The organism is Endozoicomonas sp. (genome assembly GCF_051008435.1).
Lineage (GTDB): Bacteria > Pseudomonadota > Gammaproteobacteria > Pseudomonadales > Endozoicomonadaceae > Endozoicomonas_A.
This window is the reverse complement of sequence record NZ_JBPCXO010000082.1, coordinates 1-12,768: the sequence shown is the minus strand read 5'-3', so window position 1 is coordinate 12,768 and position 12,768 is coordinate 1. Positions and strand designations below refer to the sequence as shown.

Annotated in this window: 8 protein-coding genes; 4 read left to right on the top strand and 4 right to left on the bottom strand. The window is 48.7% G+C overall.

Going from position 1 to position 12,768, the window contains the following annotated elements:
* Nucleotides 1-292: 292 nt before the first annotated feature.
* Both ACR2PX_RS03660 and ACR2PX_RS03655 read left to right on the top strand, forming a co-directional pair.
* Entirely contained in the window at nt 293-631 is a 339-nt protein-coding gene (locus tag ACR2PX_RS03660; protein WP_433998005.1) for a helix-turn-helix domain-containing protein, read from the top strand.
* Nucleotides 628-1,866: a type II toxin-antitoxin system HipA family toxin gene (locus tag ACR2PX_RS03655; RefSeq protein WP_433998004.1), complete on the top strand. Its 1,239-nt coding sequence runs from the start codon at nt 628-630 to the stop codon at nt 1,864-1,866. Before ACR2PX_RS03660 ends, ACR2PX_RS03655 begins: the two co-directional genes overlap by 4 nt.
* 127 nt (nt 1,867-1,993) lie before the next feature.
* On the opposite strand, the gene ssb is transcribed toward ACR2PX_RS03655, so the two are convergent.
* The 3 genes from ssb to ACR2PX_RS03640 all read right to left on the bottom strand — a co-directional run bounded on the left by ssb (nt 1,994) and on the right by ACR2PX_RS03640 (nt 7,542).
* Nucleotides 1,994-2,641: a single-stranded DNA-binding protein gene (gene ssb, locus ACR2PX_RS03650; protein ID WP_433998003.1), complete on the bottom strand. Its 648-nt coding sequence runs from the start codon at nt 2,639-2,641 to the stop codon at nt 1,994-1,996.
* A gap of 222 nt (nt 2,642-2,863) precedes the next feature.
* A complete protein-coding gene (locus ACR2PX_RS03645) occupies nt 2,864-4,204 on the bottom strand; it encodes an MFS transporter (RefSeq protein WP_433998002.1) in 1,341 nt (446 codons plus the stop codon).
* Nucleotides 4,205-4,302: 98 nt separating this feature from the next.
* Entirely contained in the window at nt 4,303-7,542 is a 3,240-nt protein-coding gene (locus ACR2PX_RS03640) for a hypothetical protein (RefSeq protein WP_433998001.1), read from the bottom strand.
* 272 nt (nt 7,543-7,814) lie between these two features.
* On the opposite strand from ACR2PX_RS03640, the gene ACR2PX_RS03635 reads away from it, so the two are divergent.
* Both ACR2PX_RS03635 and uvrA read left to right on the top strand, forming a co-directional pair.
* Entirely contained in the window at nt 7,815-8,768 is a 954-nt protein-coding gene (locus ACR2PX_RS03635) for a hypothetical protein (RefSeq protein ID WP_433998000.1), read from the top strand.
* A gap of 125 nt (nt 8,769-8,893) precedes the next feature.
* Entirely contained in the window at nt 8,894-11,716 is a 2,823-nt protein-coding gene (uvrA, locus tag ACR2PX_RS03630) for an excinuclease ABC subunit UvrA (protein WP_433997999.1), read from the top strand.
* Nucleotides 11,717-11,777: 61 nt separating this feature from the next.
* Here the strand turns inward: uvrA and ACR2PX_RS03625 are convergent, their stop codons facing one another.
* Nucleotides 11,778-12,614 carry a hypothetical protein gene (locus tag ACR2PX_RS03625; RefSeq protein ID WP_433997998.1) on the bottom strand — a complete coding sequence of 279 codons (837 nt, stop codon included), beginning with the start codon at nt 12,612-12,614 and terminating at the stop codon, nt 11,778-11,780.
* Between the last annotated feature and the right edge of the window lie 154 nt (nt 12,615-12,768).

Here is a 12,768-nt window from a genome sequence, read left to right as displayed (position 1 = left end):
CGGTTTGAGACAGTTTTTATGATTATTTGAGGCGAATAGCGAGCTATTCAACGAAAAGAATCATAGAAAATGGCCAAATCCGGCTTTTTCGCAGTAGGTCAGTGGTAAGTCCGACAGGCTCCTAGAGTGTGGAGTCCATTGTAGACTCTATATCTCTTATCCAGACCGCCAAAAATTGAAACCTGCAATTACCACTTCTGAAAAATATGATAACTGTAGGTTCCATCTATATATTTACAAATTTCAAATATGATCACTATACTTATCATATCTCATGATATTGGTAATTATAATGACCAAGAAAGACATAACCAAAAGAAGCGCCGTTATCTTCCCCAAGAATCGAAAGATTCTGGAACAACTGGGAGAGAATATTAAGCTCGCTTATAAACGTCGTAGTTACACTCAAAGCCAAATTTCAGAGCGGACTGGCTTAAGCCGACTGACTATTCGCAAGATTGAGCAGGGCGACCCCAAAGTTTCTATTGGCCATTATGTAGCCGTTCTAAGTGTTCTAGGTTTAGTAGAAGATTTCGCTCAAGTGGCAAATGACGACGAACTCGGCCGAAAGCTGCAGGATATAAAGCTGATGGCCAGTAAAAAAGAGCCGCAGAAAGGGAAAGCGCGATGAGCACAGAAATTTATGTATTCGCTGACTGGGAGGAGTTCTACGAACCAATGCTAGTTGGTGCACTACGCTCAACTCTCATCAAAAACAAAGAACATTTCAGCTTTAGTTACGACAATGACTGGCTCCAATCTGACTATGCCCAGCAAATAGATCCGGATTTAAATCTCTATTCAGGAGAACAGCATAGTGAGGACTCAAAAAACTTCAGAGTATTCTTGGACTCATGCCCTGATCGCTGGGGTCGGTTATTGATGAAGCGACGAGAGGCTATAGTCGCTCGCCAGGAAAAAAGACGCCCTCGCGTACTTAATGAGATTGATTACTTACTCGGTGTGCATGACCGATACCGGTTGGGCGCTTTGAGATTCAAGAGAGCATTGGACGGTGATTTTTTGGACAATGACGAAAAACAGGCCGCTCCACCCATTTCATCGTTGAAAGAGCTTGAGCATGCTGTATCACAGGTGGAGAATAACGGAGATACCACCGACCCAGAGTACTTGAAATGGCTGTATATGCTAATGTCGCCCGGTTCTTCCTTGGGTGGGGCTCGGCCAAAAGCCAGTGTTATCGATGAAAGCGAGCAACTATGGATTGCAAAGTTTCCCAGCCGTCACGACGATTACGATATTGCTGCTTGGGAATTCGTCACATACCAACTGGCAGCAGCAGCCCATATTGACATGGCCGAGTGCCGTATCGACAAGTTTAACAGTCACCACCATACATTCTTAACCAAACGCTTTGACCGCACACCACAAAGTCGGCTCCACTTTACCTCTGCAATGACTCAGTTGGGTTACTATGATGGTGAGTATGATGCGAGTTATTTGGAACTAGCTCAGTTTCTATGGGACAACGGGGCAAATACCAAAACTGACTTAGCACAACTCTGGCGACGAATCGTGTTTAATATTGCAGTATCCAATACAGACGACCATCTTAGAAATCATGGGTTTATCTATCAAAGTGGAGGCTGGGTGCTGTCTCCCGCTTACGATATTAACCCGGTCACACCGGCCAATGGATTGCATTTAAACATTACAGATGACGAGAACAGCCTGGACTACGACCTTGCCTTTGAAGTGATCGACTTTTTTCAGCTCGACCATTCTGAAGCTGAGGAGATCAAAAGCCAGGTCCTTGAAAGTGTCAGTCAGTGGCAGGAAAAAGCCACGAAAGCAGGTATCAGCCGGAGCGAACAACAGCTCATGGCACCGGCATTCAATGTCTAAAGTTTAATCGACAATAACCATGTTCTACCTCCACAAAAAAACCCTCCAAATGTTTACACATTTGAAGGGCTTAACATTCGCTTATTGTTCGACAAAACCCGTTACAAAAACAAGTCTTTAGTTGCCGTCAAAACGGAATATCGTCGTCAAAATCGTCAAAGCCACCTGCTGGCGCAGTCTGAGGCTGTTGTTGTTGCTGCTGCTGCTGTTGCTGTTGCTGTTGCTGCTGTGGCGCAGAACGCTGCTGAGTCTGTTGCTGCTGAGGAGCACCACCAAACTGTTGCTGTGGCGCAGCCGCCGGAGCTGCCTGTTGTTGCATAGGCTGCTGAGGCGCTGATCCATACTGCTGCTGTGGGGCAGACTGTTGCTGTTGTGCAGCCCTTGGCTGGAACTCACCGCCACCGGCAGGAGCACCCGTACCTTCCTGACGTCCGTCCAGCATTTGCAGCTGACCACTGAAGCCATCAACAACAACCTCTGTCGTGTACTTCTCCTGACCGGATTGATCCTGCCATTTCCGGGTCTGCAGTTTACCTTCAATGTAAACCTTGGAACCCTTACGCAGGTATTGCTGGGCAATTTCAGCCAGCTTGCCGAAGATCACCACCCGGTGCCATTCGGTTTTTTCCTGAGGCTGGCCGGTGTTACGATCTTTCCAGGATTCACTGGTCGCCACACTCAGGTTGGCTACAGCGCTGCCATTAGGGGTAAAACGGACATCCGGATCATTACCCAGGTTGCCGATCAGAATGACCTTGTTAACACCTCGTGCCATCAGTTTCTCCAGTATTTTTTAACATGAACCGTTATCCACTCCCGCAGAAGGGATGAGCAACGGTTCCAGCGTTTATATACTCATCGCCTTTCAAGCTGCTACGTTGTTGTCAGCGTTCGCTCACCCCAATCACCTACTCATTGTAGGCTTCCGGGGCTTCACGAACTTGACGCCTAGTAGCATCTTGAAATCCAATAGGTATAGCTGTCTAATTCATTGATGTCAGCACTCGCCATACTGACGCAGTGCGGTCATATCCACTATTTTCCTGTCCACCTTAAGATAGGCGGTTCTCTCACTATCCAGGACGGTGACTTCCTCAACCCCCGGAATAATGGCCAGTTCCCTGCCAATGGCACGGGCATCCAGGCTCATGGACGAGTCGAGGGCCATAACCATACTGCTAACATAGGGGGGTTGTTTCATGGTAACAGACAATAACCACCATAGTGCAGTAGGGATTGCACAAACCATCATGACACCGGTCGCACCCCAGTACTGAAGCGCCAGTCCACCAAGGCTTCCACCCAGTGCTGCACCCAGAAACTGGCTGGTTGAGTAGACTCCCATGGAAGTTCCCCGGGTGCCTGCCGGTGATAATTTACTGACCAGAGAAGGCAGTGTAGCCTCCAGAAAATTGAATGCCGCAAAAAACAGGAATATCCCCAGCAGAACACTGTCTACTCGCCACATGCCAGCAATGGCCGCCAACATCAACGTCACTGCCCCGACAAAACACTGTTTCAAACGACGCTTGGCCTCACTGAAAATAATGACCGGTACAATCATGACAAAAGACACTGAAAGCGCTATCAGGTAGACCCAGCCATGGTTTTCCCGGGGCATTCCCATAGTATCTTCCAACATTTGTGGCAGGAAAACGAACAGAGCCATCAGGATAAAATGCAGAGTAAAAATACCCGCCATCAGTCTCAGTATTTCAGGGTTGCGAACCACATTACCCACATCTTTAACACTGACTTTCGTGTTCAGATCCGTTCGGGTAACCACAGGCGTTGGCACCATAAACAGCAGAATCAGAATGCCCAGACCCGCCATAATGGCATTACTGCCAAACAGACCACCCAGCCCCCACCAGCTGGCAAACAGAGGGCCCAGCAACATGGCAATGCAGAATGAGAACCCGATACTGATACCGAATACCGCCATGGCTCGGGTGCGATATTGTTCGCGGGTCAGATCAGCCAGCAAAGCCGTAATAGCTCCTGCTACCGCGCCTGCTCCTTGGAGAACCCGGCCAAATATCACGCCATAAATAGAGTCGGCCTGAGCTGCCACCAGGCTGCCCAGCATAAATATCATCATGCCGGCAATGATGACCGGCTTGCGTCCAAACCGGTCTGACATCCAGCCAAAAGGGATTTGCAGTGCTGCCTGGGTTAATCCATAAGCACCAATAGCAAAACCGGCCAGGGCCGGGGTGGCTCCCTGCAGGTCTTCCGAATAAAGGACCAGAACAGGCAGTACCATAAACAGGCCAAACATCCTGAAGACAAACACCAGAGACAGTGAGACCGTTGATTTAAGTTCCTGCGGAGACATTCCTGACTTCTTATATAAAATTGCAAGCGGCTTATTTTATCAGGAAACCGATAAGATGTGAGGAGATATTCCTTCGATCCGAAAGCATCGACTTGCCATCAGCCTTTCTGATGAACAATTCCCTCGGCCATCGCCAGCGTCTTCATGCAGTTGCTTTGAACCAGCAAGAACCAGCTGCTGGCAGCAGCCAACCTTGGGTGGGGGTCCTGAGTACTGCACATAAAGCCCGTTTTTTTCAGCAAGTGGAAACGCTTCTTCAAGAACATTTCCATTTGCTTTTCGGGGAGTGGCAGAGAATAAACCCATGGCGGCACTTCTCTCTTCTTAACATGCTCGACCCATCCGGGAGATTCACCCGTCTCACACCAATAACACAACTCTCGAGCTGCCTGACTGGCAACGCCATGGTCCTTTAATGCAGAACGCAAACGGTTGCGAGCCTCACTGCCTTCTGCCATGCTAAACGCCTCCCCATAAAGTGTCGTATAAAGCACCAGCAATTCATTCTCTACTTCCTCGGCGGCTCTGGAAAAACTTGCCGGATCACGGCTGTTTAACTCTTTTGTCAAAATACGAGCCAGCAGCATCTCCAGTGCCAGCATGTTGTTGGCCAGCTCATTCATGGCAACAGCACTCACCGCCTCTTCATGCTCCATATCAAAACCCAATTCGCTGGTAACGGGTTTAAGCTCTGAATGCTTTCGAATTTCTGCGAAATCCCTGAGCACTGCCGGAAAGGGAGAGATATTCGGGTACTCGGTTGCAGGCCCGGTCCAACCATCAAAAGATCCCTGCGAACAAAAACCGGTTAATTGATTCAAAGTGACATAGGACCTCAAATCGCTGATAAACCTGGAATGAAACGCGGGTAAAGCATTTGGCACAGAAAAACCATTTCTGAATAAAACACCAATATCGTGCGCCGCCACTCTTAATGCCTTTAGCGCATTTTCTCTGCTAAGCCCTTTTTCACCTGACGTCTCGTGAGCATAACGGTGGTACAACGCCTCAAGCTGTGTCTGGAACAAATAAGCCTCGCAGGTATCAGGCTCTGAATCCAATGCCACTCTTGACTGTAAAAGCGAACGTTCTTCTTCTGACAGAGCCACCTCGGCCAGAAATTTCGATGCTTCTGGCAACACAAAGTTACCCACAGGCTCGGGTAACTGGCTGTGTAAATCCATTCCTTCCCTGCCACTGGTTTCTCGGAATAATGCTTGCTGCTCCCTCAGAAACTGAAGGACACCTGCTTCTCTTGTCAGTTCTTCCAGTGACTCATCCGTTCCATCAGAGCCCCGCTTTCTCAATTTTATTCGAGGGACTTTTTCTTCCTGCCCTGAAAGCGCCCCCTGATGATAAAGGCTACGTCCATAAAGCCCTGTTACCCCTTCCTGCTCCTTAAAGCAGCTTGAATGATTCTCTGGCAAGGGCTGAAGTCTTTGGGAGTCATGATGAAGGTGTTGATCAAGACAACGCTGGTAGTCTTTTTCCTGGCTGCTGTCCGGCTTGGGGATCGCCATTTTGAATCCAACGGTTTGTAATAAGGTTGTCCAGGGGTAGCTGGCATCAATGCCTTGTCCCAATGGATAGAGCTGAGTGGAAAGAAACTGTTTCTGAAACCATTCTTTATGCTCGCCGTGCATATATTGCTCAAGCACAGCAGATAAACTCTCAGGGGGTAAAACAGCAAGTATTTCTGAAACGACTTCTGGCTTAATGCCCTTAGAAGGCAGCTGATTCAGCATGTCAGCGAGATTCCGGGCATCAAGGGGTTCGAAGTGTTTTATCCAACTCAAGAAAGGCGCTAGAGCATGGGTATTTTTAGAATTCTGCCAGATTTTCATGGAGTAATTGAGGTGCTTATTTTGTAACGCCTTTTCAGGGATAGTGCCCCCTGCCTGCAGCCCCAGTATTAAGAGAGGAAGACAATCATGGTCCGGTAACGGTTTTTCTGCCAACAAAAACTCTAAGCAAGCTGTCACCTGTTCAGGTTTCGTATGCTGAAAAAAGAAACGATAAAGACGGATTTTTTGCAGTTGTTTGATTTTTCTATTGGCAGAGAACCGGCTCGATGGTTTCTGCATTTCCAGAGGCGTCTTTCCTGCCACGTTTGGTCGTGATGCATAACCTTCAAGGCCCTGTTCCCTGATCAGTTTCAGTAAAAGATCTGCCCCCTCCTCAACCCGGTCTAAACAGAAGTAATGCAAAAGAGAATTACCGGTATCTGCCTCTATGGCTCCAAGGGATGTTAAGGCGTCAGGGCATGCGGTCTGGATGGCATCCACTATTTCCGGATAACCCTGAGTAAACGCAAACCATAGTAAAAGAGGCTGTATTTCATTGGGGACCTGAGACATAAACCCTGCCAGCAAGGTCGGTTGCTCAACCAGAAGATTAAACATATTGCCCAGCTCTTTCTGATGATCTTGCAACCAGTGCCCCATGCCTTCAACCCGATCTCCATCAAATCGAGGATATTGCCCCTTCCGATGCCAGTCATTCAATCTGGGAAGAATGAAATGACTCCAACAGTAATTCCCGGCAAACTCTGTTTTGCAGTAAAGATCTCCCTGCCTCATTTTTGAAAAGAGCACATCAGACAGGGTTCTCTGGAAAGAAGGCTCCACACCGGCTTCAACGCCCTCATACTTTCTCATTTCTGTCTGCCACCAGTTAAACAACGCTGAAGGTTTCAGACTGAGAAGATGAAAACCAAAAACAGCCGATCTCATCTGAGGCTGTAACTCATCCCCCCACAGTTCTTTAAAAAGATCCAGAGGCAGATAAACAGCACTTTTAACAGGACAAAGCTCCGGGTCCAGAGGGGTTTTTATTACCTTCAATCGAGTCAGCAGACGAATCAGAGGCTCTGTTTCCTCCTGTAGGCTCGCAAGGATTTCAAAAAATACAGAATGAACACTGTCCAACCTACAGATCAGAAATGCCTGATGATCTTCAAATAAGTCACAGACAAGAGCTGGAGGGCAAGACAACCAGTCTTTCAGTTGTCGGATATCGCTGAGATATTGATTGCCCGCTTCTCCATACCAGATATCCAGTTGCTCGGATTCTGATACCCAGGCCCTCAAGTGCTCAAGGAGTTGCTCATAACCATTTTGGTCCAGGCTTCCCGCCTTCATGGCATTCATTAATTGATCAATTCCAAGGGAAGCAGACGTTTTAGAAACAGAAAAGTCACCCATCTTTCGAGCAGGCAGGGGCATAACCTGACTCATGGCGGGTATGAATGGGGAGGGAGAAGAAGACGAGGCAGGTGAATCAACTAAACCCGCAGGCTTTCCCACTTCTGCCGACTTGGCGTTTTCGCATCCTTGCATATCAATCACTCCAAAACAGCTCAGAGCCTACAGAAGCCTCCAAATACTGATAATTCTGGGAACCCGACCGAAAATAGACAGTCATGACCGGAAGATAATGGTTTAACGAGAATTAGACCCATTAAAAGCTCAAAAGTTTCCACCACCTCCAGCACTTTCCCACCAGTCAGCTATTTTTATTCGTTCCAGAGAAATCATGAAAAAGGACTCTGCCAATCATTGGAAATCCATGGGCAGATTCACCAGAGCGATAAAAAAGAGGATTGATAAAAATGGCATACCCCGTCAGACATTCCAGTCAGTTCAAGCTTTTCATGGTGGCGGTGCTTGCCTTCATGCTTGTAACCCCTAAGCCAGCAGAAGCCAATAATGGCAGGCTTTATACTGCTGCAGGTCTTACTGTATTCGTGATTTTTACGGGGGGTACAGTCTGGTATAACCATGCTTCGCCTGAGGAAGACCCAGAATTTACGGATGATGGAGATACTCAGGAACACACTCTGCAATTACCCGTCATCAACTACAAAAGAGAAGCAGAGTTAAAAAACCATCACCATCCGAGTGATATCAGGCTTGCCCCGATGGTAGATGCCAAAAGCAGCATAATCGAATTAAAGGGCACCCGCTCTAAACTGAGGGCCAAAACCAAAGCCGTAATCTGCGAGCCCATCTTGAAAGTGAAAGGTGTGAATCAAACCCTTTTAAAAGACATTAACGATCAATGTCATAACTGGTTCATAAAACACCGGATGGTTTTCCCCCATGAGTTCAGTGGTATTGACCTGAAAAAAGTCGTCAATGCTGTCTTGCCGGAACTGGTATACAGCAGTAACTCCCTGACCCTGATGCCATACCAGACAGCGCTAAAATCAGGCAGTGAAACCAAGGGTCCAGCCCTGGATATGAACTACTACCACATTACCATGGCTGGCTTCGAAACCAGCCAGCTCTTCAAGACCTGCTATCACTACCCGAAAGCGTCCGGTATGGTGCCTCCCATGATGGATTCCAGCGGAAAACTGGTTTTCCAGCTTCCCAAACAAGGGGTCACTCATCTCCATCATGATGGGCACGCCGAGTTTTTTATTGCGACAGATATCTCCAATAACCAGACTAAAGCTTATTTCTGGAGACTGGGCTCCCCCTGGCCTACCCCCCCAACATCAGTCCGGCTAAGTACCGCCACCGGAGAGCTTCAAACTATTCATGTTCCTACGCACGAGTAATAGATTGCCCGGAATCAGCAGATGAGACAGCTCATCTGCCCTGGATATTTCACATCCACTACATTTCAAGCCAAGGGATGCTTTATAATCCCCTGTTTGCTCTTCAACAGCATCGGGTGATACGGGTGGATAAAATAACGGTACAGGGTGCAAGAACCCATAACCTGAAGAACATTGATCTGGATATGCCCCGGGACAGCCTGATTGTCATTACGGGCCTGTCCGGATCAGGGAAGTCATCCCTGGCCTTCGATACCCTCTATGCAGAAGGCCAACGTCGCTATGTAGAATCCTTGTCGGCTTATGCACGACAGTTTCTCTCGATGATGGAAAAGCCGGATGTCGACCACATTGAAGGTTTGTCCCCCGCTATCTCCATTGAACAGAAATCCACCAGCCACAACCCCCGCTCGACTGTCGGTACCATCACTGAGATATACGACTACTTGCGATTGCTGTTTGCAAGAACCGGAACACCGCGTTGTCCAAAGCATCACCTGCCGCTGGAAGCCCAGATTGTCAGCCAGATGGTGGATCAGGTGCTGGCTTTGCCGGAAGGCACCAAGCTGATGCTGTTGGCCCCTGTGGTCAGGGATCGTAAAGGTGAGCATCTTCATGTTTTCAGTGAACTGAGAGCCCAGGGGTTCATACGGGCGCGCATAAACGGCATTGTTACCGACCTGGACACTCCGCCCACTCTGGACAAGAAAAAGAAACACACCATTGAAGTCGTCGTTGATCGCTTCAAGGTGAGAGAAGACTTGCAGCTGCGTCTGGCAGAGTCTTTTGAAACGGCTCTGGAGTTAACCGATGGACTGGCGGCCATCAGCTTCATGGACGCAGAGCAGGAAGACATTGTTTACTCAGCCCGCTTTGCCTGCCCGTCCTGTGGATACAGCATCAATGAACTGGAACCTCGTATGTTCTCGTTCAACAACCCGGCTGGAGCCTGCCCCACCTGTGACGGGCTGGGGGTTAAACAGTTTTTTGATGAAGACCGAATTGTTCAGCATCCGGAATTAACCCTGGCAGAAGGCGCCATTCGGGGCTGGGATCGCAGAAGTGTCTATTACTTCCACCTTCTGAAATCTCTGGCGGCCCACTTTGGGTTTGATATTGATACCGCTTTTGATGATCTTACCGCTGAACAACAGAACACCATTCTGCACGGCTCCGGTGAAGAGCAGATCGATTTCAGTTACGTCAATGACCGAGGCGACGTCTATAAAAAACGTCATCATTTTGAAGGGATTATTCCCAATTTTGAACGGCGCTACCGCGAGACTGAATCCCAGTCCGTTCGGGAAGAACTCTCCAAGTACCTGAGTACCCAGCACTGCCCAAGTTGTAAAGGCACTCGTCTCCGTCAGGAATCCAGACATGTCTTTATCGAGAAAGAAGCACTGCCTGACCTGGTAAAACTACCGGTAGAACGTGCACTTTCTTACTTCGAGCAGCTCAGCTTGCCCGGTCAGAAAGGGGAGATTGCTGAGAAAATTCTGAAAGAGATCTGCGATCGCCTGAGTTTTCTGGTTAACGTCGGCCTCAACTACCTCACCCTTGATCGCAGTGCTGATACTCTCTCAGGGGGTGAAGCCCAGCGTATTCGACTGGCCAGCCAGATTGGTGCTGGCCTTGTTGGCGTTATGTACATCCTGGATGAGCCCAGTATTGGTCTGCACCAGCGGGATAACGAACGGCTGCTAAGCACACTGACACGACTCCGCGACCTGGGTAATACTGTCATTGTCGTAGAACATGACGAAGACGCCATTCGTATGGCCGACCATGTCATTGATATTGGCCCTGGCGCCGGAGTTCACGGTGGTGAAATTATTGCCCAGGGCACACCTGCCCAGGTCATGGATAACGAGAACTCAGTAACGGGTCAATACCTCACAGGGACCAGAAAAATAGCCGTACCTGAGCAACGTACGCCTGTGGATAAAAAGAAGCTGCTGAAACTCACTGGCTGCTCTGGCAATAACCTGAAAAATGTCAGCCTGGAAATTCCAGTGGGTCTGATGACGTGTGTAACAGGGGTGTCCGGCTCCGGTAAGTCCACCCTGATCAACAGCACTCTGTACCCGATCGCTGCTCATGCCCTGAATGGTGCGACGACCTTAACGGCATCCAAACACAAAAAGATCAGTGGTCTGGACCACTTCGATAAATGCATCGATATCGATCAGAGTCCCATTGGTCGAACGCCCAGATCCAACCCTGCTACCTATACCGGCATTTTCACCGCCATTCGTGAATTGTTTGCCGGAACCCAGGAAGCTCGCTCACGTGGTTACAAGCCAGGTCGTTTCAGCTTTAACGTTAAGGGCGGTCGCTGCGAAGCCTGCCAGGGTGACGGTGTTATCAAAGTAGAAATGCATTTCCTGCCTGATATTTACGTGCCGTGTGACGTCTGTAAAGGCAAACGTTATAACCGTGAAACCCTGGACGTAAAGTACAAGGGCAAGAACATCCATGAAGTGCTTGAGATGACCGTTGAGGAAGCTCTGGAATACTTTGAACCTATTCCTGCGGTGAAACGAAAACTGCAAACCCTGATGGATGTCGGCCTGTCGTATATTCATCTGGGGCAGAACGCTACAACGCTCTCGGGAGGTGAAGCTCAGCGGGTGAAGCTGGCCAAGGAACTCTCCAAGCGGGATACCGGAAAAACTCTGTATATTCTTGATGAACCCACCACCGGTCTGCACTTCCACGATATTCAACAGTTACTGGTCGTACTGCACAGACTCCGAGATCACGGTAATACTGTAGTAGTGATTGAGCACAACCTGGATGTCATCAAAACAGCGGACTGGGTCGTTGACCTGGGACCCGAAGGAGGTGACGGCGGTGGTCAGATCATTGCCGAGGGCACTCCGGAAATCGTAGCCGACAGCAAAGTTTCCCATACTGGACGATTCCTGAAACCCATGCTGACGTAATAGCAATCAGTGGCTGCCTGGTTCTGTATTTAAAATAGAGCCAGGCTGGCCCACAGAAAGATTAAACCGTTGGATTTCTGATAGCAGAAAAATTCACCGCAAGATCTTCCAGCAAATCATAAACCGGCTGATTATCTTCCGTGTAATAAGTCACCGTTGACGTCACAGCAGAATGACTCGTTGAAACACTTTGAAGGTAATGCGTCACTCCGAGGCTGACTTCTTCAGTAAAATCACCGCTTGGTGTTCTATAGACAGCCTGAGAAGCCAGGGGCAGATTACTGATGGCCGAGCCGTCATTGTTGGTCACAGTACTTAATGTGTCGTATTCAAAGAAGTCTGTAGCAGAGGGTTTGATCACGATGCTGTTTGGGCCTGTGTATAACCCATTCGGTGTACTGCTCAGGTTATAGTCGTGATTGACTTCATCATCAGCAGAGTTGTTGGCCACTGTAAAGTCAGCGACAGTTTGAGAGGTGCTGCTCGAAGTACTGTCGGATACTCCAATAGACAACTTGGGTGCACCGTCACTGGCAGTAACACCTGCTGTTACCCCCAGGGTTTCACTGGTAGAAAAAGTGGTGCCACTGGTGGTTGTACTGGGATAATCCTGCTCTAACACAGGGTTGTTGCCAAAACCGTCTACACCGATATAAACGCTTACCTTCTCACTAAACCAGCCTCTATGAGTCTCTGTGTCATACACCATGTCGCCAGTATGACTGGCAGCCACGGTACTGTTTAGCAAGGAGATCGTCAGGAACTTGCTGTCTATGCCGTCAAAGCATTCCAGTGTGACGGAAAGTTGCAGGGTAATCTCGGGAACCTGTCCATCGAACCGGTCATCCGTCCCTTTCAGAGAGAATGTATAGAGTTGGGTGTTTGAGTCTCCGCTCATATCAGGCTCCTTCCGTGGCGATCCCTTTCTAGGAGCCTGACCGAGAATAGGTTTATCTGTTATGATAAGCCTTAAATCAACCCTAATAATGCCAGATGTCACCACCACCAAAATTCAAGGATAGCCCTGTTGAGTTTGATCAGCACCTGCTGTT